We start from the raw sequence: 26,225 nt of genomic DNA, 5'->3' as shown, positions 1-26,225 counted from the left end.
CGCGGTCCGATCTAGACTGTGGTCCAGCCGATTCCGATCCTGCGTCGACCCGCCATCCGCAGCGCGTCCGCGATCGCACCGGCCAGGTCCAGGGAGTGGTCCTTCGCAGCGATCGGGAGCGATCGATGCCGAGCCGAGAGGCACTCCTCCGCATCATCGAGATCCACAGCCAGGTGGCCCAGCTCGGACTGGACCTGGCGGGCGTGATGTCGCTGTCGGTGCACGGGACCCTGGATCTCGTGGAGGCCGACGGCGCCGCCATCGAGCTCGCCGAGGGCGAGGAACTCGTCTACCGCGCCGTGGCCGGCGCCGCGTCCCACCAGCTGGGCGTGCGCGTGCGCCGCGACGGCTCGCTCTCCGGGCGATGCCTGCGCGAGGCCCTGCCCCTGATCTGCGACGACACCGAGACCGATCCCCGCGTCGACCTGGAGGCCTGCCGCCGCGTGGGGCTGCGCTCGATGGTGGTGCTGCCGCTGCTGCACCAGGGCACGCCGGTGGGCGTGCTCAAGGCCTTCTCCAGCCGGCCGGCCCGCTTCGGTCCGCACGAGATCGAGGTGCTGGCGCTGATGTCCAAGGTGCTGGGCGCGGCGATGTACTGGGCGACCCGCTACGGGCGGGATGACCTCTTCCACCGCGCCACCCACGACGACATGACCGGCCTGGCCAACCGCTCGCTCTTCATGGACCGGCTGCGCCACGCCACCAGCGAGGTCGAGCGCGGCGACCCGCCCATCGCCGTCCTGCTGCTGGACATGGACGGCCTCAAGCACATGAACGACACCCTGGGCCACGCGGCCGGGGACGCGGCCATCATCGAGTTCAGCCGCCGCCTGGCCGGCGCGACGCGGGAGTCCGACACGGTGGCGCGGCTGGGCGGCGACGAGTTCGCCGTGCTGCTGACCCGCAGCGGCTCGGCGATGACGCTCGAGGCGACGCTGGAACGCATCCACCTGGCGGTCGAAGGTCCGTTCACCTACGCCGACCGGGTGCTGACGCTGCGCGCGAGCATGGGCGCCGCGCGCTGCCCGGAGGACTGGCGGGACGCCACGGCCCTGGTGGAGTGCGCCGACACGCGCATGTACGAGGCCAAGCGCGCCCGCCACGGCCGCGACCGAGAATTTGTCGACGTACGGTTGCCGACCCGCTGATCACCCCGATGCCGCCTGTCACGCGGGCTGCCCATAATGGCCCCTCGACAAGAGATGCCAAGGGGGGATCCGATGACCGACATGGTGTTCGAGGACGAGTTGCCCGAGCCCGGGGACGCTGGCCGCGCGCGCGCGCTGGATCCGTGGGTGGTGATGATCGTCGACGACGACCCCGCGGTACATCAGGTCACCCAGCTGGTGATGGCGGACTTCGAGTTCGCCGGCCGCAAGCTGCAGTTCCTCAGCGCCTACAGCGGCAACGAGGCCCGCGACATCCTGCGCGACCGCCAGGACATCGCGCTGATCCTGCTGGACGTGGTGATGGAGTCCGAGCATGCCGGCCTGGACGTGGCGCGCTTCATCCGCGAGGAACTGGGCAACACGCAGGTGCGCATCGTGCTGCGGACCGGGCAGCCGGGCCAGGCGCCCGAAGAGCACGTCATCAAGACCTACGACATCAACGACTACAAGGAGAAGACGGAGCTGACCAAGCGCAAGCTGATCACCGTCTTCTACTCGGCACTGCGCTCGTACCGGGACATCGTGATGCTGTCGCGCTCGCGGCAGGCGCTGCGGCGCTCGATCGACGCGATCACGCGCATCCACGACTCGAGCAACCTGGGCGCCTTCGCCTCGGCGCTGCTGGAGCAGGTGGCCCGCATGCTGGGCCACGAGGCGCAGGGCCTGTGCGCGAGCCGCATGTCCGCCTACGCGGCCTCGCATGCCGACGGTCGGCTGCGGGTGCTGGCGGCGACCTCCGAGTACCAGGGCCTGCTGCCCGACGGCGACGTCGCGGACCTGCCCGGCGAGGTGCGCGAGGCGCTGGACCGGGCGCTGCTGACGCGCCAGAGCAGCTTCGAGGAGGGCCGCTTCATCGGCTACTACCGGACCCATTCGGGCAACGAGAGCCTGCTCTACATGGTGGTGTCCGACCCCATCGACGACGAGGGTCGCGAACTGCTGGACATCTTCTGCGCGAACGTGGCGATCGCCTACGAGGGACTGCTGGAACGGGACCACGGGGTCGTGAGCGCCTGAGCGCCCGGCCCTGACCGCGCCAGGCCTGGCGCGGCCTCTCCCCGAGGTCATGGGACCTCCCGTCGCGGAACCCCGAGCCCGTTCCGGACCGAGCGCCACGCGCCGCCTCCGGGTCCGGGGGGCTCGTATCATCCGGGCCGTCGTCCCAGTTCCCGATTCAAGCCCGCGTCGCGTGAGCGTCGCGGGCTTCGCGTTCATGCATCAAGTCCGTCTGTTCTTCATCGCCCTGCAGTTCTTCACCCGCGTGCCGGTGCCGCGCTGGGTGGGCTTCGAGCCCCAGTGGCTGCAGCAGTGCGCGCGCTACTTCCCGCTGGTCGGCGCGGTGGTGGGCGGCTTCTCGGCGCTGGTGCTGTGGGCGGCGCAACTGGCCTTCCCGGCGACCGTCGCCGTCGGCCTGGCGATGGCGGCCAGCGTGTGGCTGACCGGCGGCTTCCACGAGGATGGTCTGGCCGACACCTGCGACGGGCTGGGGGGAGCGGTCTCGCGCGAGAAGGCGCTGACCATCATGAAGGACTCGCGCATCGGCAGCTACGGCGCGCTGGGGCTGATCCTGGTGCTGGGCATCAAGGCGACGGTGCTGCTGGGACTGGTCGACACCGATCCCTCGCTGGCGACGATGGCGCTGGTGTGGGCGCACGTGGCGTCGCGTGCCGCCCCGGTCTGGATCCTGCATCACCTGCCCTACGCCGGCGACGCCGAGCACGCCAAGGCCAAGCCGCTGGCGACGCGGGTCGGCGGGCCGGGCCTGGCGATCGCGCTGGGACTGGTGATCGCGACCACGGCGATGTGCGCCTGGCTGGCGCCGGAGAACGTGCCGCTGCTGCTGGGCGCGATCGTGGCCTCGGCGGCGCTGACCTTCCACCTGCAATCGAAGCTGGATCGGCGCCTGGGCGGCTACACCGGTGACACGCTGGGCGCAACGCAGCAGATCGTCGAGCTGGCGGCGCTGCTGGCCTTCCTGGCGCTGGCACCGCTGTTCCCGGCGGCCTGAGGCGGTCCGGGATCGCAACGGCAGGACCGACATGGACCCGACCCGAGCGCACAGGACGCCCCGAGTCCTCGGCAACGGGCCCGATGGCGGGGACACCCGGGGGACAGGCGCGCCGATCGAGGTGTGGCGCCATCCGCGTCCCGACGGCGCCGCGGGACGGTGCGTCGGCGGGCGCTGCGATCTGCCGGTGCAGCCGCGCCGCGCGAAGCGATTGGCGCGGCGCATCCAGGCCCATGCGAGGAAACACCGGCTCGCGCACGAGGTGTGGACCTCGCCGCTGCGGCGCTGCGCGGACGTGGGCCGATGGTTGAAGCGCTGGGGCTGGACACATCGGATCGATGCGGCGCTCGCGGAGATCGACTTCGGCGCCTGGGATGGCCGGCCGTGGGCGGAGATTCCCAGGGCGGCGATCGACGAGTGGGTGCGCGATTTCGCGACCTTCGCGCCCGAGGGCGGCGAGTCGCTGACCGCGCTGCTCGCGCGCGCGTCCGGATGGTCGGGGGGCGGACTCGTGGTCAGCCACGGTGGATGGATGCTGGCCCGACGATGGGGGCGCGATCACCCGGACCAGATGCCGCAAGCGGCTCGGTGGCCGAGCCCGCCCGCGTATGGCGAGCGCTGGTCGTTCTGACGGTCCCGCCCTCCCCCTTGGGAGACCGAGCGTTCCCGGCGCGTCTCACGACGCCGCGGTGGGGACCGGAACCGGAAGGGACCGACTCAGGCGGCCTGTTGAGTCAGGCGGATGTACTTCTGCATGAGGGTCTCGCGCGACTCCACGTGCTCGGGGTTCACCGGGATGCAGGCCACCGGGCACAGCATCGCGCATTGCGGCTCGTCGAAGTGGCCGACGCACTCGGTGCATTTGCCCGGATCGATCTGATAGAACTCCTCGCCCATGGAGATCGCCTCGTTCGGGCACTCGGGCTCGCACACATCACAGTTGATGCATTCGTCGGTGATCATCAAGGCCATGGCTTACTGCTCCATGCGGTTCTTGGCGATGCGCGCTTCCAGCCGCTCGCGCACCAGCGGCGACACGAACTTGGACACCTCGCCGCCCAGGGTCGCGATCTCCCGGACGAAGGTCGAGGAGATGAACTGGTAATGATCCGACGGCGTGAGGAACACCGTCTCCACGTCGGGCATCAGCTGCCGGTTCATGCCGGCCATCTGGAATTCGTACTCGAAGTCGGACACGGCCCGCAGCCCGCGCACGACGACCTTGCCGCCGTTCTCCAGCACGAAGTCGCGCAGCAGGCCCTTGAAGGCCACCACCTCGACGTTCGGGTACGGGGCGACCAGCTCGCGCGCCATCTCCAGGCGCTCGTCGACGCTGAACATCGTCTTCTTGTGATGACCGGCGGCCACCGCCAGCACCAGGCGCTCGAACAGCCGGCTGGCGCGACGCACCAGATCCTCGTGGCCGAGGGTCATCGGATCGAAGGTGCCGGGGTAGACGGCGGTCAGCAGGGTCTGCGAGGTCATGGGCGCGGATTATCCGCTGCGCCGCAACAGGCGGTAATGCACCGCTCCGGCCCGCCCTTCCTTCCATACGGACAAGCCCAGCGCCTCGGGCGCCTCGATGACCTCGGGCGACTCCAGATAGATCAGCCCCTGCGGCGACAGCAGGGGGGCCGCGGCCTTGAGCGCCGGCAGGAACAGGTCCTGCGCGAACGGGGGGTCCAGCAACACCAGATCGATCGACCCGGGAGCCGCCCGCTTCATCCAGGTGAGCGCATCGGCGTTCTCGATGGTCATCGGGACCGTGCCGTCCTTGTCCAGCCGCTTGAGGTTGGCCCGCAGCGCCGACGCCAGCGCGCCATCGCGCTCGATCAGCGTGACCTGCGCCGCGCCGCGCGACGCGGCCTCGAAGCCCAGCGCCCCGCTGCCGGCAAAGGCGTCCAGCACCCGCCAGCCGGCCAGGTCCTGCCCCAGCCAGTTGAACAGCGTCTCCCGCACCCGGTCGGGCGTGGGCCGCAGACCCGGGCTCGCCGGAACGGGGAGCTTGGAGCGCTTCCACACGCCGCCGACGATGCGGACCTCGCCCGGCCCCGCGTCACGCGGCGCCTGGGGTCTGGCCTTGATCGCGCCCTCGCCCACCGTGACCCGCGGGCCCGGCCGGCTCGAACGCCGCAGGCCGTCGACGGCCCGATCCTGATCGCGGCCCTTGCCGCGGCCGCTGGAGGACGCGCTCATTGCCGGATCGGAATGCCTTGCGACGCCATCAGCGCCTTGGCCTCGCCGACCGTGTGATCGCCGTAATGGAAGATGCTCGCGGCAAGCACCGCATCGGCGCCGCCCTTCGTGATGCCGTCGGCCAGGTCCTGCAGCGAGCCCACGCCGCCCGAGGCGATCACCGGCACGTTCACCGCGTCCGACACCGCGCGCGTCAGCGCCAGGTCGAAGCCGCTCTTCGTGCCGTCGCGGTCCATGCTGGTGAGCAGGATCTCGCCGGCGCCGAATTCGGCCATCTTCGTCGCCCACTCGACCGCATCCAGGCCGGTGTTCTTGCGGCCGCCGTGGGTGTACACGTCCCAGCCGCCGCCCTCTCGCTTCTTCGCGTCGATCGCGACGACGATGCACTGCGCGCCGTACTTGTCCGAGGCCGCGCGGATCAGCTCGGGGTCGGCCACCGCGGCGGAGTTGAAGCTGACCTTGTCCGCGCCCGCGTTCAGCAGTCGCCGCACGTCGGCGACCGAGCGCACGCCCCCGCCCACCGTCAGCGGGATGAAGACCTGCGACGCGACTCGCTCGATGATGGGGAGGATCAGGTCACGGCCGTCGCTGGTGGCGGTGATGTCGAGGAAGGTCAGCTCATCGGCGCCCTGCTCGTTGTAGCGGGCGGCGATCTCGACCGGGTCGCCGGCGTCCCGCAGTTCGACGAAGTTGACGCCCTTGACGACGCGACCGCCGGTCACGTCCAGGCAAGGAATGATGCGTTTGGCCAGCAAGGTCTCAGGCTCCGTTGAGCGCGTCGGCGCGCTGCTGCGCCTCGGCCAGGTCGAGGTCGCCGGTGTAGATCGCGCGGCCGCAGATCACGCCGCTGACACCTTCGCTCTCGACCGCGCACAGGGCCTCGATGTCGGCCAGGTTGGACAGGCCGCCCGAGGCGATCACCGGGATGGACAGCGCCCGCGCCAGCTTCACCGTGGCGTCGATGTTGATGCCGGTGAGCATGCCGTCGCGACCGATGTCGGTGTAGATCACGCCCTCGATGCCGTAGTCCTCGAACTTCTTGGCCAGGTCCACGACCTCGTGGCCGGTGAGCTTGCTCCAGCCGTCGGTGGCGACCTTGCCGTCCTTGGCGTCCAGGCCCACGATGATGTGGCCGCCGAAGGCCGACGCGGCGTCCTTCAGGAAGCCGGGGTTCTTCACCGCGGCGGTGCCGATGATCACGTAGGACAGGCCGTCGTCCAGGTAGCGCTCGATGGTGTCCAGGTCGCGGATGCCGCCGCCCAGCTGCACGGGGATGTCGTCGCCGACCTCGCGCAGGATGGCCTTGATCGCGCCCTCGTTGACCGGCTTGCCGGCGAAGGCGCCGTTCAGGTCCACCAGGTGCAGCCGACGCGCCCCGGCGTCGACCCATCGGCGCGCCATCTGCGCCGGGTCCTCGCCGAAGGTCGTCGAGTCATTCATGTCGCCTTGCTTGAGGCGGACGCACTTGCCGTCTTTCAGGTCGATCGCGGGAATCAGCAGCATGGCCGAGGGGGCTGTGGGTGAAGGAATGGGGAGGGAGAAAGCACTCGAGCAGCGCGCGTGCGTCGCAAGACCGGAGACCGGGTCTCACGGTCTCCAGTGCAGGAAATTGCGGTACAGGGCGAGCCCGGACGCGGCACTTTTCTCGGGGTGGAATTGGGTGGCAAAAATGTTATCCCGCGCCACGGCACAGGTAAAGCGCAGGCCGTAGTCGCTGTCGCCCGCGCTGTCGCGCGCGTCCGACGTCTCGGCGTAGAAGCTGTGGACGAAGTAGAACCAGCTCTCGTCCGGCACCTCGCCCCAGACGGGGTGGGGTCGGGTCTGGCGCACGCGGTTCCAGCCCATCTGCGGAACCTTGAAGCGGCTGCCGTCCGGCTGCAGCCGGCCCTCGAGCTGGAAGCGCTTCACGCGTCCCGGGATCAGGCCCAGTCCGGGCGTGTCCTGCTCCTCGCTGTGGTCCAGCAGCATCTGCATGCCGACGCACACGCCCATCAGCGGCTTGTTGGCGGCGGCGTCCAGCACCGCCTCCTTCAGGCCGCTGTCCTGCAGCTCGCGCATGCAGTCGCGCATGGCGCCCTGGCCGGGCAGCACGATGCGCTCCGAGGCGTAGACCTCCTCGGGCTTGGACGTGATCAGCACCTTCACGCCCTGGTCCTGCGCGGCGGCGATCACCGCCTGCGAGACCGAGCGCAGGTTGCCCATGCCGTAATCGACGACGGCGACCGTCTTGGGCTGGACGCTCACAGCGTGCCCTTCGTCGAGGGGATCACGCCCAGCGAGCGCGGGTCCAGCGCCATCGCCATGCGCAGCGCGCGGCCGAAGGCCTTGAACATGGTCTCGCACTGGTGGTGCGCGTTGTGGCCCTTGAGGTTGTCCACGTGCAGCGAGACCAGCGCGTGATTCACGAAGCCCTGGAAGAACTCGTAGGTCAGCTGGGTGTCGAAGGCGCCGATCGAGCCGGCGGTGAACTTCACGTCCATCTCCAGTCCCGGGCGGCCGGAGAAATCGATCACCACGCGCGACAGCGCCTCGTCCAGCGGGACGTAGCTGTGGCCGTAGCGGGTCAGGCCCTTCTTGTCGCCGATGGCCTGCGCGACGGCCATGCCCAGCGTGATGCCGACGTCCTCGACGGTGTGGTGGCCGTCGATGTGCAGGTCGCCCTGGGCCTCGATCTCCAGGTCGATCAGGCCGTGGCGGGCGATCTGGTCCAGCATGTGATCGAAGAAGCCGATGCCGGTGTTCAGCGTGGCCTGGCCGGTGCCGTCCAGATTCACGCGCACGCGGATCTGGGTTTCCTTGGTGTCGCGGCGGACTTCGGCGATGCGTTCGGAGCTCATGGGGATTCCAGCGGTAGGATCGTGATCAGGTCGAGGGGTCGGGGCGGATCAGGTCAGCGCGGCGCGCAGCGCCTCCAGCATGGCGGCGTTCTCGTCGGGCGTGCCCACCGTCAGGCGCAGGCAGCGCGCCAGCAGCGGATGCATGCCGGAGACATTCTTGACCAGCACGCCGCGCGACTTCAACTCGGCATGCAGCGCGTCGGCGTCGGGCACGCGTACCAGGATCATGTTGCCCTGGCTGGGGAAGCTCGTCACCCCGGGCAGCGTCTTCAGCGCCGCCTGGAGGCGCTCGCGCTCGGCGCGCAGCTCGGCGGCCTGGCGCTCGTAGACCTCGGCGTGCTCCAGCGCGAACAGGCCGGCTTCGGCGTTCAGCACGCTGATGTTGTAGGGCGGGCGCAGCTTGTCGATGTGGCCGATCAGCTCGGCATGACCCATCAGGTAGCCGATGCGCACGCCGGCCAGGCCGAACTTGCTCATCGTGCGCATGATCAGCACGTTGGCGTGGCGCGCCATCAGGCCCATGGCGTCGCGCTCGGCGAAAGGCTGGTAGGCCTCGTCGATGACGACCAGCCCGGGCGACGCCGCGGCGATGCGCTCGATCACGGCCTCGTCCCAGAGGTTGGCGGTCGGGTTGTTCGGATAGGCCAGGTAGACGATGGCGGGCCGCTCGCGCTCGATGGCGGCCAGCATGGCGGCCTCGTCCAGCTCGAAGTCCGGCGTCAGCGGCACGCCGACGAAGTCCAGGTGCTGGTACTTGGACGACAGCTCGTACATCACGAAGCCCGGCAGCGGCGCCAGCACGGCGACGCGCTCGCCTGGCCGGCAGACGGCCATCGCCAGCAGCGAGATCAGCTCGTCCGAGCCGTTGCCCAGCATCAGACCCTGGCCTTCGGGCAGCTTGGCGTGCGCGGCCAGCGCGCGGGCCAGCTCGCCGGTGCGCTCGCCCGGGTAGCGATTGATCGCGACGCGGCCCAGGCGCTCGCCGAGCGCCTGCTGGAGCGCCTCCGGCAGGCGGTACGGGTTCTCCATCGCGTCCAGCTTGATCAGGCCGGCGGCCGGATGGACCTGGTAGGCCCGCATCGCGCGGACATCGGCGCGCAGCGTGTTCAGGGCACGGTCGAGAGCAGCTTTCATGGGGAGACGGCGGCCAGGGAGGAGAGGGGGTCGGCGGCGCCACCGAAGGCGCCATCGGCGGCGGAGACGCCCGCCGGCAGCGCCCGCATCGGATCGACGATCAGCACGCTGTCGTAGAGCTGGCCGTGCGGCAGCGCCAGGCTGAGCAGGGTCTCGCAACCCTGGGCCTTGGCGGCGGCGACGATCAGCGCGTCGGCGTAGGGGAGCGCGAAGCGGCTTTCCAGCGACCAGGCGGATTCGACGGTCGCGTGGTCGGTGGACCAGGGGGCCCAGCGCTGGTAGCGGCGCACCTCGGCGCGCGCGTCGCCGTTGGGCATGGCGGGCTCGATGCGGGTGGTGACCGCGCGGTAGAAATCGTTGAGGACCTGGCTGGAGCTGCGGCCCAGCCGCTGCTGCCAGAGCACCCGCAGCCAGCGCATGGCCTGCAGGCGGCGCAGCGGGTCCGCGCCGTCCTCGCTGAGGATCAGGACGGAGGTATCGACGAAGACGGGGGCCGTCAGGTCGATGGAGGCCAGCGGGGCCTCGGAGGCCGCGTCGGTGGCGCGGGGGGCGGCGGCCTTCTTCATAGCAGCTCCCGGCCGGGATAGGCCGAGCCGTCGGAGGACCAGGTGCGCTCGCGGTGCAGCCAGTCCTGCAGGGCGCGCTCGTAGGCGTCGTCGTGGCGCATCTTCTCGGCCAGCAGCTCGCCGACGAGCCGCGACACGCTGGTGTTGCGTCGCGCCGCTTCCAGCCTCGCCCATTCGGCGACGCTGTCTTCCATGGTCACGGTGACGTTCTTCATGAGGGCCGCAGGCTAACACGAAGTTCGTGGAACACGAAGTTCGTGTCCCAAAGACCCCCAAAGACCCTCTCCCCTGCCCTCTCCCGCAAGCGGGCGAGGGGGCATGCCGGCTCAGTGGCGGAGCTGGAACTGGGCGACGACCTGCTGCAGGCTGCCGGCCTGCTCGCGCAGCGACTCGGACGCGGCGGAGGATTCCTCGACCAGCGCGGCGTTCTGCTGCGTGACCTCGTCCAGGCGCTGCACCGCCTGGCCGACCTCGATCAGGCTGGTGCTCTGCTCCTGCGTCGCGGAGGAGATCTCCTGGATGATGTCCGTCACCCGCTGCACGGCGGCCACGATCTCCCGCATGGTCTCGCCGGCGTCGCCGACCAGGCGCGACCCCACGTCCACCCGTTCGACGCTGGCGCCGATCAGCGTCTTGATTTCCTTGGCCGCCTCGGCGCTGCGCTGCGCCAGCGAGCGCACTTCCGACGCCACGACCGCGAAGCCGCGGCCCTGCTCGCCCGCGCGGGCCGCCTCGACCGCGGCGTTCAACGCCAGGATGTTGGTCTGGAAGGCGATCCCGTCGATCGTGCCGATGATGTCGGCGATCTTGCGCGACGAGGCATTGATCTGCTCCATCGTGCTGACCACCTCCGACACCACCGCGCCGCCGCGGTCCGCGACCTGGCTGGCGTTCAGCGCCAGCTGGCTGGCCTGGCGGGTGGAATCGGCGTTCATGCGCACCGTGTCGGTCAGCGCCTGCATGGTGGCGGAGGTCTCCTCCAGGCTGGAGGCCATCTGCTCGGTGCGGGCGGACAGGTCGGCGCTGCCGGCGGCGACCTCGCCGCTGGACATGGCGATGCTCTCCGCGCTCACGCGCACGGCCGAGAGCGAGCGGTTCAGCGCCTCGCGCATCGCGCCCAGGGCCTGCGCCAGCTGGCCGAGTTCATCGCGGCGCGAGGTGTCGACCTCGATCGCCAGGTTGCCCTCGGCCACGCGCTGGGCGACACCCACCATCTCGGTCAACGGACGCACCGTGCTGCGGGTCAGGTAGAACGCCAGCGCCGCGCCGGCCACCACCGCGGCCACGAGCAGCACGACCATGGTCGTGATCACCGTGTGGAAGGTCTTGCGCGACTCATCCGCGCTGTTCTTGGCGCCGGCCGTGTTGAGATCGACCAGCTTCTGCATGGCCTGCACCAGCTCGATGAACCCCTTGGCCGACTCGTTGACGACGACGGCCATGTACTCGCCGCGGTTGCCGGCCTTGCGCGCGGCGATCAGCTTGTCCTGGATGGCGACGTAGGCCGCGTACTTGGCCTGCGCCTCCTTCCACAGTGCCCCCTCCTCGGGGGAGGAGATCAGCGGCTCGTAGGCCTTGGCCAGCTCGGGCAGGGTCTTGTCGCGCAGGACCTTCATGCGATCCTGCTCCTGCTCGACCTCCAGCACCACCTCGCGCAGGCACATCGCCATCTCGGCGCGGCGCAGCTCGTTGAGCTGCCCCCGGTACGCGTTGACCGCGTTGATGGACGGGATCCAGTCGTCGGCCATGTCCTCGACATTGCCCTCGATCACATGCATCCGGTTGATCGCCACCAGGCCCACCACGACGGTGGCCAGCAGCACCGCCGCGAATCCCAACGAAATGCGCACGCCGACGCGCAGGTCCGAGAACTTCATACTTGGCCGTCCTTGTTTTCTGGATCAGCTTGCGATGCTAGTTCTCCGCACAACCGGGCGAATGGCGGAACAGCGGCAAAAGTCGCGTTTTTTTATTTTTTGAGGCGGAACTCGGCCGCCTGGGCGTGAGCCTGCAAACCCTCGCCGTAGGCCAGGGTCGCGGCGATCGGGCCCAGCACCTGGGCGCCGGCCTCGCTGACCTCGATCAGGCTGGAGCGCTTCTGGAAGTCGTACACGCCCAGCGGCGAGGAGAAGCGCGCCGTGCTCGAGGTCGGCAGCACGTGGTTCGGCCCGGCGCAGTAGTCGCCCAGCGACTCGCTGGTGTAGGCGCCCAGGAAGATCGCGCCCGCGTGGCGCAGCAACGGCTCCCAGCGGTGCGGGTCGGCGCTCGACACCTCCAGGTGCTCGGGCGCGATGCGGTTGCTGATCTCGCAGGCCTCGTCCATCGAGCGCGTATGGATCAGCGCGCCCCGCCCTTCCAGCGAGGCCTGGATCACGTCCTTGCGCGGCATGCCGGGCAGCAGGCGCTCGATGGCCTCGCGCACCTGCTCGATGTAGCCGGCATCGGGGCACAGCAGGATGCTCTGGGCGAGCTCGTCATGCTCGGCCTGGCTGAACAGGTCCATCGCGACCCAGTCCGGCGGCGTCGTGCCGTCGGCCAGCACCAGGATCTCGCTGGGGCCCGCGATCATGTCGATGCCGACCTGGCCGAAGACGTGCTTCTTGGCGCTGGCGACGTAGGCGTTGCCCGGGCCGGTGATCTTGTCCACCCGCGGGACGGTCGCCGTGCCGTAGGCCAGCGCCGCCACCGCCTGCGCGCCGCCGACGGTGAAGGCGCGGTGCACGCCGGCCACGTAGGCCGCCGCCAGCACCAGCGGGTTCTTCTCGCCGCGCGGGGTCGGGACGACCATCACGATCTCGGGCACGCCCGCGACCTGCGCGGGAATCGCGTTCATCAGCACGCTCGACGGGTAGGCGGCCTTGCCGCCCGGCACGTAGATGCCGACGCGGTCCAGCGGCGTGACCTTCTGGCCCAGCAAGGTGCCGTCCTCGTCGCGGTAGCTCCAGCTCTCGCCGCAGGCCTGCTTCTGCCGCTCGTGATAGCGGCGCACGCGCTCGGCCGCTTGCGTCAGCGCCTTCGCCTGCTCGGGCGGCAGGCCGTCGAAGGCGGCCTTCAGTTCCTCGCGGGTCAGCTCCAGCGCGGCCAGCGACTCGGCCTGCAGGCCGTCGAAACGGGCGGTGTACTCGAGCACCGCCGCGTCGCCGCGGGCGCGCACGTCGGCCAGGATCTCGGCGACGCGCGACTCGATCGCGGCGTCGGTCTCGGCCGACCAGTGCAGCACGCGCTGGAAGGCGGCGTCGAAGTCGGCCTCGGCCGTGCTCAGGGAACGCAGATTCAACATGAGAGGCTCCCGATCAGGCGGCGGGGTCGGCCGGGATGGCGGACGCGATCGCGTCGATCAGCGGCTTGAGCTGGTCGCGCTTGAGCTTGAGCGCGGCCTGGTTGACCACCAGGCGCGAGGAGATATCCATGATCCGCTCGACCTCGACCAGCCGGTTGGCCTTGAGCGTGCTGCCGGTGGAGACCAGGTCGACGATGGCGTCGGCCAGGCCGGTCAGCGGCGCCAGCTCCATCGACCCGTACAGCTTGATCAGGTCCACGTGCACGCCCTTGTCGGCGAAGTGCTGGCGGGCGATGGCGGTGTACTTGGTCGCCACGCGCAGGCGCGAGCCCTGGCGCACCGCGTTGTCGTAGTCGAAGTCGTCACGCACGGCCACGCTCATGCGGCACTTGGCGATGCGCAGGTCCAGCGGCTGGTACAGGCCCGCGCCGCCGTGCTCGATCAGCACGTCGCGGCCGGCCACGCCCAGGTCGGCGCCGCCGTACTCGACATAGGTCGGCACGTCGGTGGCGCGCACCAGCACGACACGGACGTCCGCTTGATTGGTCGGGAGGATGAGCTTGCGGGAGCTCTCCGGATCCTCCAGGACGGAGATGCCGGCCGCCGCCAGCAGCGGCAGCGTCTCTTCGAAGATTCGGCCCTTGGAAAGCGCCAGGGTGATCATGCGGTGTCCTCGGTGAACAAGCGCCTCGGCGGCGAGGCGCGGGGGCTGTTCAGCGGGACGGCAGCGGGTTCACCGGACGGCGCAACACCGCCACCCGCCGTTCAGCCGGGTGGCAATCAGGAATGATGGTGTTGGTCCAGCGTCGAGCCCTGCCGGGCCCATTCGCCGGGGGTGAGCGTCTTCATCGACAGCGCGTGGATCTGCTCGCGCATGCGGTCGCCCAGGGCCTGGTAGACGCGCTGGTGGCGCTTCACCCGGCTCAGGCCGTCGAATTCGGCCGACACGATGGTCGCGAAGAAATGACGGCCGTCGCCCTCGACCTGCAGCTCGCTGCAGGTCAGGCCCGCGGCGATGTAGGACTGGACTTCGGTGGGGGTGGGATCGGCCATGATGGGGCGGGATTCTACTCGGGTGCGTTCAGTGACGGATCTTGTAGCCGCGGCGCAGCAGCTCCAGCGCGACCCCGGCCACCACCGCGAAGGCCACGGCGACCATGGCCAGGCTCAGCCACGGGGAGGCGTCGCTCACGCCGAAGAAGCCGTGGCGGAAGCCGTCGATCATGTAGAAGAACGGGTTCAGGTGGCTCACGCCCTGCCAGAACGGCGGCAGCGAGCTCACCGAGTAGAAGACGCCCGACAGGAAGGTCATCGGCATCACGATGAAGTTCTGGAAGGCGGCCATCTGGTCGAACTTCTCCGCCCACAGACCGGCGATCAGGCCCAGCGTCCCCATCAGCGCGGCGCCCAGCACCGCGAAGGCCAGCACCCACAGCGGATTGGCCATGCCCGGCGGCGCGAACCACACGGTGGCGATGAACACGCCCGCGCCGACCATCAGGCCGCGGATCACGGACGCGCCCACATAGGCCAGGAACCAGGCCCAGTGCGACAGCGGCGTCACCAGCAGGAACACCAGGTTGCCGGTGATCTTGCTCTGGATCAGCGAGGAGCTGCTGTTGGCGAAGGCGTTCTGCAGCACGCTCATCATCACCAGGCCCGGGATCAGGAAGCTGGTGTAGCCCACGCTGCCGTAGACCTTCACGTGGTCCTCCAGCACATGGCCGAAGACCAGCAGATAGAGCACCGCGGTCAGCACCGGCGCGCCGACGGTCTGGAAGCCGACCTTCCAGAAGCGCAGCACCTCCTTGTAGAAGAGCGGGCGGGCGCCTTCGAGGCGGATGGGGAAATGGCTGGCGCTCATGCGCGGCCCCCTTGCATGATTTCGATGAAGACGTCCTCGAGGTCGGCGCGGCCGATCTCCAGGTCCTCGATGGGCACGGCGGCCTGACGCAGCGTGGCCAGGATCTGCTCGACCTCGGCCGCGTCGTGCGCGGTCAGCTGGACGATGCGACCGGTGATGCGGGCGCGCTCGGCCAGCGCCAGCGGCAGCGCCGAGTCGGTCTTGAACTGCAGCATCGTGGACGCGGTCCCGGCCAGCAGCTCCGAGGTGCGGTTCAGCGCGACGATCTTGCCCTGCTTGAGCATGGCGATGCGGTGGCACAGCGCCTCCGCCTCCTCCAGATAGTGCGTGGTCAGCAGGACGGTGTGGCCCTCGCGGTTCAGACGGGCGATGAACTGCCACAGGGTCTGGCGCAGCTCGACGTCAACGCCGGCGGTGGGCTCGTCCAGCACGATGACCGGCGGGCGGTGCACCAGCGCCTGCGCCACCAGCACCCGGCGCTTCATGCCGCCGGAGAGCTGGCGCATGTTGTTGTGGGCCTTGTCGGCCAGGCCGAGGTTGAGCAGCAGCTCGTCGATCCAGTCGTCGTTGTGGCGCACGCCGAAGTAGCCGGACTGGATGCGCAGGGTTTCGCGCACGCTGAAGAAGGGGTCGAAGACCAGCTCCTGCGGCACGATGCCCAGCTTCTTGCGGGCGTTGGCGTAGTCGTCCACCACGTCGTGGCCCAGCACCGAGACCTGGCCGCCGCTGGCGCGGGACAGGCCGGCCAGGATGCTGATCAGGCTGGTCTTGCCGGCGCCGTTGGGACCCAGCAGGCCGAAGAATTCACCGGGCTGGATGTCGAAGCTGACGTCGTCCAGCGCCTTGAACTGGCCGGCGCGGTAGGTCTTGCTGACGTGGCTGAAACGCAGGGCGGGCGGACCGCCGGCCGCCGGGGCCGCGGCGACCGGCTGTTGAAGGGAGCTTGCGAGCATGGGCGCGGATTGTAGGCAGGGGGTCCATCCCGCGCCCGCCTGGGGACATGACAGAATGCCGGCACTTCCGCCCCACTCCCATGGCCACCAAGAAGCCGCGCCGCACCGCCGAACGCATCCTCGAAGTCACGCTGGACCTCTTCAATCGCTTTGGCGAGCCGAACGTCTCGACCACGCTGATTTCGGCCGAGCTCGGCATCTCGCCCGGCAACCTCTACTACCACTACCCGGCCAAGGACGAGCTGATCAACGCCCTGTTCGGCCGCTACGAGAAGGCGCTCTCGGAGCTGCTCGGGGCCGTGGACAACGTGCGGGACGTGGAGGACGCCTGGCTGTTCTTCCACATGCTGTTCGAGCTGATCTGGCAGCACCGCTTCCTCTACCGCGACCTGAACGACCTGCTGTCCAAGAACCGCAAGCTGGAGACGCACTTCCAGAACGTGCTGGCGCAGAAGACGCAGGCGATGCAGGGCATGCTGGGCGGCCTGCAGCAGAGCGGCGCCCTGAACATCCAGGTGCGCGAGGCCGTGCCCACCGCCAACGCGATGGTGGTGCTGCTGAGCTACTGGCTGAGCTTCGAGTACGTGCGCGATCCGCGCAACGCGCTCGAGCCCGACCGCGCCGGCGAGGCGCTGATGCGCGGCGCCTTCCACGTGCTGGGGCTGCTGCTGCCCTATCTGGAGCCGAGCTCGCGCGACCACCTGTTCCGTCTGGCCGGCAAGTACCAGGGCGGCGCCGGGGACGGCAAGGCCTGACCCCGCGACCGCGGTCGGCGGCCCTCGGCGACGCCCGGCGGGCGCGGCGCGCGATGACGATCGGATGACAGGGGCTAGCACCAACACCGTCGGCGCCCCTCGGAACAAACCCTGAAAGTGTGCGAAGCCGGACCCCGCACTCGCGGATGGCGGGCCGGATCGGCACCCTATAAATTAGGGATATCGCATTCACCGACACCAAGGGACCGACCTCATGAAGCGCATCCTGACCGCCGCCGCCGCCACCACCGTGCTGGCGCTGATCGCCCCGATGGCCCACGCGGCCAAGACGCAAGAGAACGCCGACGCCAAGGCCCTGCGCGCCGAATGCGCCGCCAAGCACACCGTCGCCTTCGAGGCCCCGGCCGCCGCCAACGAGTTCCGCTTCGTCTACAGCAAGGGCGAGTACCGCGGCGAGGCGCAAGCCGGCAAGTCGGTCGCCTGCGGCGAGTCGCAGTACGCCGAGTACCTGGCCAGCGCCGACCCGGTCCGCGTCATGAATGCCTACCCGACCGCCGCCGGCCGCCCGAAGGCCGCCGCCAAGGCCGCCAGCAAGTGAGCGGATCGCCGAGCCCGGCTCGGCCACGACTCCTGCAATGAAGACGCCGCCCTCGGGCGGCGTTTTTCATGGCCGGCCGCCGACGCGCGAAGCGTCGCGACGCTCGGGGCGCCACGTCGACGCCTCAGGCGCCCGCCTCCCAGGGCAGCATCAGCGCGAGCACCAGCAGCTGCTGGAACTCGGGCTCGAAGTGGGCCACGATCCGCTCCGGATCGGGACACAGGCCCGCGTCGGCGATGAGGCCGAACTGCACCTGACCGGCGTAGGTCAGGATGCTCACGCCCAGGCTCATGTCGCCGGCCTGCGGCGCCCAGAACATCACGCGGTCGACCGTCGCGCCGCACAGGCGCAGCGGCAGCGTCGGCCCCGGCACGTTGGTCATCAGCGCGGTGGCCTTGCGCGACAGGGTCTTGAGCATGCCGCGCTGCGCGGCCTTCTCCACCGTGCCCGAGGTGGCCATCAGCCCCAGCGACAGCGCGGGCCGCAGGCTCTTCTTGAGCGCCTGGGTCTGCGCGTGCACCGCGTAGAGCCGCTTCACCGGATTCGAGATGCCGATGGGCAGCGGCAGCGGCACCATGCCGAAGCGGTTCCCCAGTTGCCAGGCCGTCTCCAGCGGGCGCAGGTTCACGGGCACCAGCGCGCGGATCTCCTGGCCCGAGGTGTCGTCGCCGTGTTCGCGCAGGTACTGGCCGATGGCGCCGGCCACGCAGCCCAGCAGCACGTCGTTGACCGACACGTTGAGCGACTTGCCCACCGCCTTCACCGCGTCCAGCGGCAACGGCGCGCCCCAGGCCACGCGCTTGGCGCGTCCGGCCTTGCCCTTGAGCCGGGTCTTCGCGTCGTCGGGCGCGTCGGTCAGGGCGGCGGCGTCCTCGAGCAGCCGGCGCCTCAGGCGCTCGGCCGGCTCCACCGGATCGGGCCGGGGGCTCCGCGCGCCGGCGCTCGCCATCTGCCGGATCTCGCTCACGGTCCAGGCGTTGATCGGCTTGATCATCGCGTCGGCCAGCCATTCGGGCTCGGCGTCGGGATCGACGGGCAGCGCGGCCGTGGTGCCCTTGCCGGCCTTGGCGGCCTTCGCCGCGGTCACGGCCTGGTCGAGCTTGGCCGCCTTGGACCGCTTGCCGCCCTTGGACGCGGCCAGGGTCTCCGCCTCCGCGCCCGGGGGCGCGAGCCCGCCATCGGTGATCGACAGCATCACCGCGATCAGCGCGATGCCGTCGGCGATGCAGTGGTGCACCCGGGCGATCAGCGCGCTGCCGCCGTCGTAATGCTCGATCAGATGCAGCTGCCAGAGCGGACGCTCCGGATCGAGCGGCTCGGCCGCCAGCTCGGCGAGCCGGTCCTGCAGCGCGCCGTCGAGCGATCGCCCCTTGCGGCGCGCGAGCGTCTCGCTGACGACGTGATGCGCGACGTCGACGGGCTGGTCCTCGACCCAGTAGGCGGCATCACCGGATTCGACGACGCGCTGACGGAAGCGCGGGAAGCGCATCAGGCGCTCGGCGACGCGTTCGCGCACGGCCTCGAGCGACACGGTCGGCTTCAGGAACAGGATCCCGTGGATCACCATCCGGTTGGCCTCGGTGTCCAGGCGCAGCCAGGCGGTGTCGAGCTTGGACATGGCCTCGGCGCCACCGGGCAGTGCCACCTTTCCCCGTTTCACGGCCTTCACCGTCTTCGCGGCCGCGGGCTTCCGGGTCGACGGGGCGGACGGGGACGCGGACGGGCGTGACGCGGACGTGGGCAAGGCGATCTCCTGGAGGGCGCGACGGGCGGCTGGATGGGGAACCGGGCGGGACGAAGCCGGATGATGCGTCATCTAGAGAGGCGGCCCCAGAGCGCGTGGTCGGCGATGGTTAACATCGCGCGATCCGTCCCGATTGTCGCCAACGGGACGCCTGCTGACCGCCAAGGGAGACCGCCATGAGCCTCAAGGACCAATTCGACACCGCCGTCGCCGATTCCAAGAACCTGCCGGAACGTCCGGACAACGCGACGCTGCTGCAGCTGTACGCGCTGTTCAAGCAAGCCACGACCGGCGATGTCGAGGGCGACCGTCCCGGCATGACCGACTTCGTGAACCGCGCCAAGTGGGACGCGTGGAAGACCCTGGAAGGCAAGACCAACGACCAGGCGATGCAGGCCTACATCGATCTGGTCGAAGGCCTGAAGTAAGCCCTCCGACGACCGGCGCCGACGCCGGCCGGACCGCGAAGCCGCCCTCTCCGGGCGGCTTCGTCGTTGCTGGGGTACCGCGCCCGGGACCCGGACGATCGCGCCGAGGGAGCGCGCCGCGGGCCTCAGCGCCGCGCCAGCGCCGCGCGCCGCTCGTCCTTGGGCAGCTTCGCCAGGCGCTTCACCTCGGCATAGAAGCGCTCCCAGTCCCCACCCTGGCGCTCGAACAGGTGGACGAAGTCCGGCACCAGGTCGGTGTAGCTGCCCTGGATCGCCAGCGCCGGCAGGGTCAGGCCTTGCACCCAGCGGTCGAAGCGGGTGTCCCCGCCCCACTGGTCGCGCTTCATGGTCTCGTAGTCGGCGCGCATCCGCGCCAGCGCCTCCGCCTTGCCGGCGCGCTTCTCGTCGTCGCTCGCGGTGCTCTGGAACACCGATTGCAGACGCTCCCGCGTCGTCTTCAGCAAGGCCTGGATCTGGTCCTGCCGCTGCCGGGACAGCTCGTCCTCGCGCAGCGCGTCGGGCCGCGCCGCCAGCCAGCGCGCCACGCCGATCTGCTCGACCGCGGTGGCGAAGCTCTCGTTGAAGGTGGTGTCGTCGCTCGCATAGGCGACCTGGTGGGCGAGCTCGTGGAAGATCATCCGCGCCAGCTGCCCGTCGGGATAGCGGATGAAGGTGTTGAGCAGCGGATCCCCGCCCAGCCAGTTGCTCCAGCCCAGCGAGGAGTAGGCCGGCACCCCGTAGACGTAGGGCTCCAGGCCTTCCTGCCGCAGTTGCTGCGCCAGCTCGCGCGCGGCGTCCGGCTGGAAGTAGCCGCGATAGCCGGCGCAGCCCATGATCGGGTAGCACCAGGTCCGCAGCTGCAGGCTGAGCTCCGGTGTCGCGACGACGTTCCACACCGCCGCGCCGCGCTTCAGGTCCGCGTAGCGCCGGTAGCTGTCGTTGTCGGGCAGCTTGAGCTCGCTGGACGCGTAGTCCCGGATGGACTTGGCCAGCACCAGGCGCTGGCGCAGCTCGGGGTCGAGGTCCTCGCGCGCCAGCCAGTCGTCGACCGGTTGGGCCGAGCGCACCAGCGACAGATGGCCCGACAAGGACTGGCGGTAGTAGCCCAGCTGCGCGCAGCCGCCCAGCGTGAGCAGCGGCGCGGCCGCCAGCAACAGGATCCACCAGCGCCGCAGCGCCACCCGCAGGAGCTTGGGCATGGCGATCTCAGTCCGCGGCCACCTCGACCAGGCAGTCGTAGAAGCACGGCGCCCGGCCCAGGTCGGTGAGGCGCTGATGCGTGACCTCGTTGACGTTGCGGCCGTCGGCGCCCAGCTTGCGCCACCACACGCCCAGGCCGTGCACGACGCCGTCGCGCGCCCGCGCGCTCACCTCAAGCCGGCAACGGTAGCTGCCGCGGTCGTTGAAGACCCGCACCATCTGGCCGTCGGCCAGGCCGCGCGCCGCGGCGTCGCCGGCGCTCATCTCCAGCAGTTGCTCGCCCTCGATGTCGCGCAGGCTCTTCACGTTCACGAAGCTGCTGTTCAGGAAGTTGCGCGCCGGCGGCGAGATCATCGCCAGCGGATAGCGCGCCGCCAGCGCGGGGTCGCTGGCGCGGCTCTCGTAGTTGGGCAGGTAGTCCGCGCCGCGCGCATCGGCCTTGCCGTCGCGCGACGGGAAGCCGCCCTCGGCGAAGGGCGCCTGCGGCAGCGGCAGGGTGAACCAGCCCCGCGCGCGCAGCTGGTCCAGGTCCACCTCGTCGCGGAAGGCCTGGCGCAGCAGCGCCTCGTCGTCCTCGTGGAAGGCGGGCTCGTCGAAGCCCATCGCCGCGGCCAGGTCCCGGAAGATCCGCGTGTTGGGACGGGACTCGCCCAGCGGCGCGATGGCCGGCTCGTTGATCAGCACATCGGTGTGGCCGTAGCTCAGGTGCACGTCCAGGTGCTCCAGCTGCGTGGTCGCCGGCAGCACGTAGTCCGCCAGGTCGGCCGTGTCGGTCATGAAGTGCTCCAGCACCACCGTCATCAGGTCCGCGCGGCCGAAGCCCGCCGCCACCTTGGCCGACTCCGGCGCCACCGCCACCGGGTTGCTGTTGTAGACGATCACCGCCTCGACCTTGGGGCCGAACGCCGGCGAGGCCTCGCGCAGCAGGTCGTCGCCGATGGTGCTCATGTTGATGGTCCGCGCGGGCCGGCCGCCGCGCAGGTCGGCGCGCTCCAGCGCCGGGTTCTTGAACGGTGCGAACCAGCCCGAGCTCGACAGCAGCAGCCCGCCCGCGCGGTGCCGCCACGCGCCGGTCAGACAGGGCAGCAGCGCGATCAGCCGCACCGCGTTGCCGCCGCCGCGCACGCGCTGCATGCCGTAGTTCAGCCGGATCGCGGCCGGGGCCAGGGTCGCGTAGTCGCGCGCCAGGCCGCGCACCTCGTCGGCGCTCAGGCCGCATTCGGCGGCGGTGCGCTCGGGCGTCCAGGCCAGGGCCTTCTCGCGCAGCTCGTCCCAGCCCGTCACGTGACGGGCGATGTAGTCGTGGTCCAGCCAGTCGTGGGCGATCAGCTCCTGCATCAAGCCCAGCGCCAGCGCGCCATCCGTGCCCGGCAGCAGCGCCAGGTGCTGATGGCACTTGTCGGCCGTCTCGGTCTTGCGCGGGTCGATGCAGACCAGCTTCGCGCCCGCGCGCCTGGCCTGGTTCGCGAAGGTCCAGAAATGCAGGTTGGACGCGATCGAGTTGCTGCCCCAGATCAGGATCAGCCTGGACTCGGCGTAGTACGGCAGGTGCATGCCGACCTTGTGGCCGTAGGTGGCCGCCAGCCCCGCGCCGCCGGCCGAGGAGCAGATCGTGCGGTCCAGGCAGGAGGCCCCCAGGCGGTGGAAGAAGCGCGCCGCCATGCCCTCGCCCTGCAGCATCCCCATGGTGCCGGCGTAGCTGTAGGGCAGGATGGCCTGCGGGTCGCGCGCCGCGATGGCCTTCAGGCGGCCCGCGATCTCCTCCAGCGCCTGCGCCCAGGCAATGCGCTCGAAACGCGGCGCCTCGTGCTTGGCGCTGACCCGCTTGAGCGGATGCAGCACGCGCTCGGCGTGATAGGTCCGCTCCGGGTAGCGCGACACCTTCGTGCACAGCGCGCCATGGGTGCTCGCATGGTCGGGCTGCCCCTGGACCTTGACCACCCGGCCGTCCTCGACGGTCACCTTCAGCGCGCAGGTGTCGGGGCAATCGTGCGGGCAGGCCCCCTTGACGATCCGGATGCCGGCACCCCCCTCGCGCCCGGGCGCCGTGCCGGCCTCGCGGGCGATGGCCGGATCGGCCTGTGGCGGGAGGTGCACGGGGGCTTCGGCGAGGGCGGACGGCATGCGCCAACTATTGCACAGGCGCCACACCATTGCGTTTTCTTACCGAACTCAGGGACGGACACACGCGCATGTAACGCTAAGCTCCCGCGCCAGGAGGCCGAAAACAGGTCGTGACGCGTCGAGCCTCCGGCGACCGCCGTCCTTGCCGTCCGACGGCCGTCGCCTCAGAACCCACGCACCATCCCCGGGAGCCCCCTTGCATCGCCGCCACCTTCTTGCCTCCGTCAGCGCCCTGGGCGCCCTCGCCACCCTGCCCGCCGCCGTGCGCGCGCAGGGCCGCCGCCTGGTGCTGGGCCAGTCGGTGCCGCTGACCGGGCCGGCCGCGCAGCTGGGCATCCAGATGCAGGCCGGCGCCAAGCTCTACTTCGACGCGGTCAACGCCGCCGGCGGCATCAACGGCACCACCATCGAGCTGCGCACGATGGACGACGGCTACGAGCCCGAGCGCTGCAAGGCCAACACCGACAAGCTGATCAAGGACGACGTGTTCGCGCTGTTCGGCTACGTCGGCACCCCGACCTCGCTGGCCGCGCTGCCGCTGGTCAACCAGAACAAGATCCCCTTCGTCGCGCCGCTGACCGGCGCCGAGGCGCTGCGCGACCCGCTCAGCCCCTGGGTCTATCACGTGCGCGCCAGCTACTACGACGAGACCGCGCTGATCGTGAAGCAACTGACCCAGCTGGGCCTGATGCGCATCTCCGTCTTCCACCAGAACGACGCCTACGGCAAGGCCGGCCTGGACGGCGTGCTGCGCGCGATGAAGCCGCTGGCCATCCAGCCGCAAGCCACCTCCACCGTGGAGCGCAACAGCGTCGACGTGGCCAAGGCGGTCAAGGACCTGGTGTCCACGGGCTCGCCGCCCGAGGCCATCGTCATGGTCAGCGCCTACAAGAGCTGCGCCGCCTTCATCCGCGCGGCCCGCAAGGCCGGTTACGGCGGCGTGTTCTACAACGTGTCCTTCGTGGGCACCCAGGCCCTGCTGGACGAGCTGGGCAAGGACGCGATGGGCGTGGTCGTGAGCCAGGTCATGCCCTACCCCTTCGGCGCCGCGATCGGCGTGGTCCAGGAGTACCAGACCGCCGCCACCAAGGCCGGCCAGAAGTTCAACTACACCGCCATCGAGGGCTACATCGCCGCCAAGGTGATGGGCGAGGCGATCCGCCGCATGGGCGCCCGCGCCAGCCGCGAGGCGCTGGTGGCCGCGCTGGACGGCATGTCCAACTACAACACGGGCGGCTTCACGGTGAAGTTCGGCGCCGCCAAGCACGTGGGCTCCAGCTTCGTCGAGCTGTCCATGCTGACCGACGACGGCCGCGTGAAGCGCTGACCGCCCGACGGGCCGTCTATCGCACCGAGCGGGGCCTGAGCGCCCCGCTTGTCCATTTCCGGGCCCGGGACGAACCCTGAGCCGGCCCGACCGGCGGAACCCCCGCGGGTAAACTGGCCCGTTCCCAGCGGCAGGCCGACGGGCTGTCGCGAAGACACGGAGTGCCCGCACCATGAAGCTGATCGAACCCATCCTGGCCGACGCGCCAGCCATCGCGAAGCTGCGACGAGACCTGCACGCCCACCCCGAGCTGTGCTTCCACGAGGACCGCACGTCGGACCTCATCGCCAAGACCCTCACCGACTGGGGCATCGAGATCCACCGCGGCCTGGGCAAGACCGGCGTGGTGGGCATCATCAAGGGCCGTGACGGCGGCAAGAGCGGTCGCACGCTCGGCTTGCGCGCCGACATCGACGCCCTGCCGATGACCGAGCACAACACCTTCGCCCACGCCAGCAAGCATCCCGGCAAGATGCACGCGTGCGGCCACGACGGCCACACCGCGATGCTGCTGGCGGCGGCCAAGCACCTGGCCGCGCACCGCGACTTCGACGGCACCGTCCACGTCGTGTTCCAGCCGGCCGAGGAAGGCGGCGGCGGCGCCCGCGAGATGATCAAGGACGGCCTGTTCAAGCTGTTCCCGATGGAAGCCATGTTCGGCATCCACAACTGGCCCGGCATGGCCGCGGGCCAGTTCGCGCTCAAGTCCGGACCGGTCTTCGCGTCGAGCAACGAGTTCAAGATCACCATCAAGGGCAAGGGCGCGCACGGCGCGATGCCGCACCTGGGCACCGACCCGGTCGTCGTCGCCGCGACCCTGGTCCAGTCCTTCCAGACCATCATCACCCGCAACAAGCGGCCGATCGACGCGGGCGTGATCTCGGTGACCATGATCCACGCCGGCGAGGCGACCAACGTGATCCCCGAGAGCTGCGAGCTGCAGGGCACGGTCCGCACCTTCACGCTGGAGACGCTGGACCTGATCGAGCGCCGCATGCGGCAGATCACCGAGGCCACGGGCGCGGCCTTCGAGGTCCAGTGCGAGTTCAGCTTCCACCGCAACTACCCGCCGACCATCAACCACCCCGCCGAGACCGCGTTCGCGCGCGACGTGCTGACCGAGATGGTGGGCGCGCCCAACGTGCAGGAGTTCGAGCCCACCATGGGCGCGGAGGACTTCAGCTACTACCTGCAGGAGGTGCCGGGCTGCTACTTCCTGATCGGCAACGGCGACGGCTCCCACCGCGACGGCGGTCACGGCCTGGGGCCCTGCATGCTGCACAACCCCAGCTACGACTTCAACGACGAGCTGATCCCGCTGGGCGGCTCGATGTGGGTCCGCCTGGTCGACGCGTGGTTCAAGCGATGACCGGCGAGCAGGAGAAGACGGTCCTCGACGACACCAAGCGCTGGGTGCAACGGGCCGTGATCGGCCTGAACCTGTGCCCCTTCGCCAAGAGCGTCGAGGTCAACCAGCGCCTGCGCGTGGTGGTCAGCGCGGCCCGCGCGCCGGAGGACCTCCTCAAGGACCTGGCGCACGAGCTGCTGGCCCTGAACCGCGCCGACCCGGACGAGACCGAGACCACGCTGATCGTCCACCCCTGGGTGCTCAACGACTTCCTGGACTTCAACGACTTCCTGGGGGCGGCCGACGCGCTGGTCGACGACCTGGAGCTGGACGGCGTGCTGCAGGTGGCGAGCTTCCACCCGGACTACCAGTTCGAGGGCACCGATCCGGACGACGTGGACAACCTCAGCAACCGCTCGCCCTACCCCACGCTGCACCTGCTGCGCGAGGAAAGCATCGAGCGCGCCGTCGAGTCCATGCCCGACACCGACGCGATCTACGAGGCCAACATCGACACCCTGCGCCGCATCGGCCGCAAGGGCTGGGACGCGCTGGACCTGGCGCCCAAGCTGCCGCTGTCGCAGCGGGCGACGCGCGAGGATTGATGTCCGGCTCCGGGCCGTGGGAACGGCCCGGGCGTCCGGGGGCGAGGTGTCGACCCGCACGCCGACCGATGTCCTGATTTGACCGCAACAGGTCCGGCGGCGGCGCGACGCCGGACCGCCTCGCCGGC

General features: G+C 70.2%; 29 protein-coding genes. 10 read left to right on the top strand and 19 right to left on the bottom strand.

What is annotated here, in order from left to right:
* Window positions 1-125: 125 nt before the first annotated feature.
* From MCHT01_RS00940 to MCHT01_RS00925, 4 genes are all read left to right on the top strand, one after another.
* Window positions 126-1,148: a sensor domain-containing diguanylate cyclase gene (locus MCHT01_RS00940; RefSeq protein ID WP_067061064.1), complete on the top strand. Its 1,023-nt coding sequence runs from the start codon at window positions 126-128 to the stop codon at window positions 1,146-1,148.
* A gap of 72 nt (window positions 1,149-1,220) precedes the next feature.
* Window positions 1,221-2,186, top strand: coding sequence for a DUF3369 domain-containing protein (locus MCHT01_RS00935; RefSeq protein ID WP_067061060.1), 966 nt, complete (start codon window positions 1,221-1,223; stop codon window positions 2,184-2,186).
* A gap of 196 nt (window positions 2,187-2,382) precedes the next feature.
* Window positions 2,383-3,177 (top strand): adenosylcobinamide-GDP ribazoletransferase, encoded by a 795-nt coding sequence (locus MCHT01_RS00930; RefSeq protein WP_067061312.1) that lies wholly within the window; start codon window positions 2,383-2,385, stop codon window positions 3,175-3,177.
* Window positions 3,178-3,208: 31 nt separating this feature from the next.
* On the top strand, window positions 3,209-3,808 hold the full coding sequence (locus MCHT01_RS00925; RefSeq protein WP_084451492.1) for a histidine phosphatase family protein: 600 nt from the start codon (window positions 3,209-3,211) through the stop codon (window positions 3,806-3,808).
* An 86-nt stretch (window positions 3,809-3,894) separates the two neighbouring features.
* Here the strand turns inward: MCHT01_RS00925 and MCHT01_RS00920 are convergent, their stop codons facing one another.
* The 16 genes from MCHT01_RS00920 to MCHT01_RS00845 form a co-directional block, all read right to left on the bottom strand.
* On the bottom strand, window positions 3,895-4,149 hold the full coding sequence (locus MCHT01_RS00920; RefSeq protein WP_067061057.1) for a YfhL family 4Fe-4S dicluster ferredoxin: 255 nt from the start codon (window positions 4,147-4,149) through the stop codon (window positions 3,895-3,897).
* 3 nt (window positions 4,150-4,152) lie between these two features.
* Window positions 4,153-4,662: a pantetheine-phosphate adenylyltransferase gene (coaD, locus tag MCHT01_RS00915; protein WP_174549023.1), complete on the bottom strand. Its 510-nt coding sequence runs from the start codon at window positions 4,660-4,662 to the stop codon at window positions 4,153-4,155.
* A gap of 9 nt (window positions 4,663-4,671) precedes the next feature.
* Window positions 4,672-5,373, bottom strand: coding sequence for a 16S rRNA (guanine(966)-N(2))-methyltransferase RsmD (rsmD, locus tag MCHT01_RS00910; protein ID WP_084451490.1), 702 nt, complete (start codon window positions 5,371-5,373; stop codon window positions 4,672-4,674).
* Complete coding sequence (gene hisF, locus MCHT01_RS00905; protein WP_067061054.1) at window positions 5,370-6,128, bottom strand: imidazole glycerol phosphate synthase subunit HisF; 759 nt, start codon at window positions 6,126-6,128, stop codon at window positions 5,370-5,372. Before hisF ends, rsmD begins: the two co-directional genes overlap by 4 nt.
* A 4-nt stretch (window positions 6,129-6,132) precedes the next feature.
* Entirely contained in the window at window positions 6,133-6,876 is a 744-nt protein-coding gene (hisA, locus tag MCHT01_RS00900) for a 1-(5-phosphoribosyl)-5-[(5-phosphoribosylamino)methylideneamino]imidazole-4-carboxamide isomerase (RefSeq protein WP_067061051.1), read from the bottom strand.
* An 84-nt stretch (window positions 6,877-6,960) separates the two neighbouring features.
* Window positions 6,961-7,617 (bottom strand): imidazole glycerol phosphate synthase subunit HisH, encoded by a 657-nt coding sequence (gene hisH, locus MCHT01_RS00895; RefSeq protein ID WP_084451488.1) that lies wholly within the window; start codon window positions 7,615-7,617, stop codon window positions 6,961-6,963.
* Window positions 7,614-8,210 carry an imidazoleglycerol-phosphate dehydratase HisB gene (gene hisB / locus MCHT01_RS00890; RefSeq protein WP_067061049.1) on the bottom strand — a complete coding sequence of 199 codons (597 nt, stop codon included), beginning with the start codon at window positions 8,208-8,210 and terminating at the stop codon, window positions 7,614-7,616. The genes hisH and hisB overlap by 4 nt, the downstream gene beginning before the upstream one ends.
* A gap of 48 nt (window positions 8,211-8,258) precedes the next feature.
* Window positions 8,259-9,344 carry a histidinol-phosphate transaminase gene (gene hisC, locus MCHT01_RS00885; protein ID WP_067061046.1) on the bottom strand — a complete coding sequence of 362 codons (1,086 nt, stop codon included), beginning with the start codon at window positions 9,342-9,344 and terminating at the stop codon, window positions 8,259-8,261.
* The gene (locus MCHT01_RS00880; RefSeq protein WP_174549022.1) at window positions 9,341-9,910 is read right to left on the bottom strand and encodes a PIN domain-containing protein; all 570 of its coding nucleotides are present in this window, start codon (window positions 9,908-9,910) and stop codon (window positions 9,341-9,343) included. Before MCHT01_RS00880 ends, hisC begins: the two co-directional genes overlap by 4 nt.
* Entirely contained in the window at window positions 9,907-10,125 is a 219-nt protein-coding gene (locus MCHT01_RS00875; RefSeq protein WP_067061044.1) for a CopG family transcriptional regulator, read from the bottom strand. Before MCHT01_RS00875 ends, MCHT01_RS00880 begins: the two co-directional genes overlap by 4 nt.
* A gap of 111 nt (window positions 10,126-10,236) precedes the next feature.
* Window positions 10,237-11,787 carry a methyl-accepting chemotaxis protein gene (locus MCHT01_RS00870; protein WP_067061041.1) on the bottom strand — a complete coding sequence of 517 codons (1,551 nt, stop codon included), beginning with the start codon at window positions 11,785-11,787 and terminating at the stop codon, window positions 10,237-10,239.
* A gap of 92 nt (window positions 11,788-11,879) precedes the next feature.
* Complete coding sequence (gene hisD / locus MCHT01_RS00865; RefSeq protein WP_067061037.1) at window positions 11,880-13,190, bottom strand: histidinol dehydrogenase; 1,311 nt, start codon at window positions 13,188-13,190, stop codon at window positions 11,880-11,882.
* A 13-nt stretch (window positions 13,191-13,203) separates the two neighbouring features.
* Window positions 13,204-13,854, bottom strand: coding sequence for an ATP phosphoribosyltransferase (gene hisG / locus MCHT01_RS00860; RefSeq protein ID WP_067061035.1), 651 nt, complete (start codon window positions 13,852-13,854; stop codon window positions 13,204-13,206).
* A 116-nt stretch (window positions 13,855-13,970) separates the two neighbouring features.
* Entirely contained in the window at window positions 13,971-14,243 is a 273-nt protein-coding gene (locus tag MCHT01_RS00855; protein ID WP_067061031.1) for a BolA family protein, read from the bottom strand.
* A gap of 28 nt (window positions 14,244-14,271) precedes the next feature.
* A complete protein-coding gene (locus MCHT01_RS00850) occupies window positions 14,272-15,054 on the bottom strand; it encodes an ABC transporter permease (RefSeq protein WP_067061028.1) in 783 nt (260 codons plus the stop codon).
* The gene (locus tag MCHT01_RS00845) at window positions 15,051-16,007 is read right to left on the bottom strand and encodes an ABC transporter ATP-binding protein (RefSeq protein ID WP_067061026.1); all 957 of its coding nucleotides are present in this window, start codon (window positions 16,005-16,007) and stop codon (window positions 15,051-15,053) included. Before MCHT01_RS00845 ends, MCHT01_RS00850 begins: the two co-directional genes overlap by 4 nt.
* Window positions 16,008-16,087: 80 nt before the next feature.
* Here MCHT01_RS00845 and MCHT01_RS00840 point away from each other — a divergent pair, with 80 nt between their 5' ends.
* Together MCHT01_RS00840 and MCHT01_RS00835 are read left to right on the top strand one after the other, a co-directional pair.
* Entirely contained in the window at window positions 16,088-16,762 is a 675-nt protein-coding gene (locus MCHT01_RS00840; RefSeq protein ID WP_067061023.1) for a TetR/AcrR family transcriptional regulator, read from the top strand.
* A 214-nt stretch (window positions 16,763-16,976) separates the two neighbouring features.
* Window positions 16,977-17,321, top strand: coding sequence for a hypothetical protein (locus tag MCHT01_RS00835; RefSeq protein ID WP_067061021.1), 345 nt, complete (start codon window positions 16,977-16,979; stop codon window positions 17,319-17,321).
* A gap of 124 nt (window positions 17,322-17,445) precedes the next feature.
* On the opposite strand, the gene MCHT01_RS00830 is transcribed toward MCHT01_RS00835, so the two are convergent.
* Entirely contained in the window at window positions 17,446-18,981 is a 1,536-nt protein-coding gene (locus MCHT01_RS00830) for a wax ester/triacylglycerol synthase family O-acyltransferase (RefSeq protein WP_245643114.1), read from the bottom strand.
* A 260-nt stretch (window positions 18,982-19,241) separates the two neighbouring features.
* Here MCHT01_RS00830 and MCHT01_RS00820 point away from each other — a divergent pair, with 260 nt between their 5' ends.
* Window positions 19,242-19,493, top strand: coding sequence for an acyl-CoA-binding protein (locus MCHT01_RS00820; RefSeq protein WP_067061012.1), 252 nt, complete (start codon window positions 19,242-19,244; stop codon window positions 19,491-19,493).
* A gap of 125 nt (window positions 19,494-19,618) precedes the next feature.
* On the opposite strand, the gene MCHT01_RS00815 is transcribed toward MCHT01_RS00820, so the two are convergent.
* Both MCHT01_RS00815 and MCHT01_RS00810 read right to left on the bottom strand, forming a co-directional pair.
* Window positions 19,619-20,692: an aminopeptidase gene (locus MCHT01_RS00815; RefSeq protein WP_067061009.1), complete on the bottom strand. Its 1,074-nt coding sequence runs from the start codon at window positions 20,690-20,692 to the stop codon at window positions 19,619-19,621.
* Between the two features lie 7 nt (window positions 20,693-20,699).
* Window positions 20,700-22,817 carry a molybdopterin-containing oxidoreductase family protein gene (locus MCHT01_RS00810; RefSeq protein WP_084451486.1) on the bottom strand — a complete coding sequence of 706 codons (2,118 nt, stop codon included), beginning with the start codon at window positions 22,815-22,817 and terminating at the stop codon, window positions 20,700-20,702.
* 196 nt (window positions 22,818-23,013) lie between these two features.
* On the opposite strand from MCHT01_RS00810, the gene MCHT01_RS00805 reads away from it, so the two are divergent.
* The 3 genes from MCHT01_RS00805 (at window position 23,014) to MCHT01_RS00795 (ending at window position 26,097) form a co-directional block, all read left to right on the top strand.
* Entirely contained in the window at window positions 23,014-24,144 is a 1,131-nt protein-coding gene (locus MCHT01_RS00805) for an ABC transporter substrate-binding protein (protein ID WP_067061007.1), read from the top strand.
* 172 nt (window positions 24,145-24,316) lie between these two features.
* Window positions 24,317-25,513 (top strand): M20 aminoacylase family protein, encoded by a 1,197-nt coding sequence (locus MCHT01_RS00800; RefSeq protein WP_067061004.1) that lies wholly within the window; start codon window positions 24,317-24,319, stop codon window positions 25,511-25,513.
* A complete protein-coding gene (locus MCHT01_RS00795) occupies window positions 25,510-26,097 on the top strand; it encodes a DUF1415 domain-containing protein (protein ID WP_067061001.1) in 588 nt (195 codons plus the stop codon). The genes MCHT01_RS00800 and MCHT01_RS00795 overlap by 4 nt, the downstream gene beginning before the upstream one ends.
* The last annotated feature ends 128 nt before the right edge of the window (window positions 26,098-26,225 follow it).

This window comes from Mitsuaria chitosanitabida ATCC BAA-476 = NBRC 102408 (assembly GCF_001598255.1).
Taxonomy (GTDB): Bacteria; Pseudomonadota; Gammaproteobacteria; order Burkholderiales; family Burkholderiaceae_C; genus Roseateles; species Roseateles chitosanitabidus.
The sequence above is the reverse complement of the archived record's forward strand: the minus strand, read 5'-3'. Positions and strand labels throughout refer to the sequence as shown.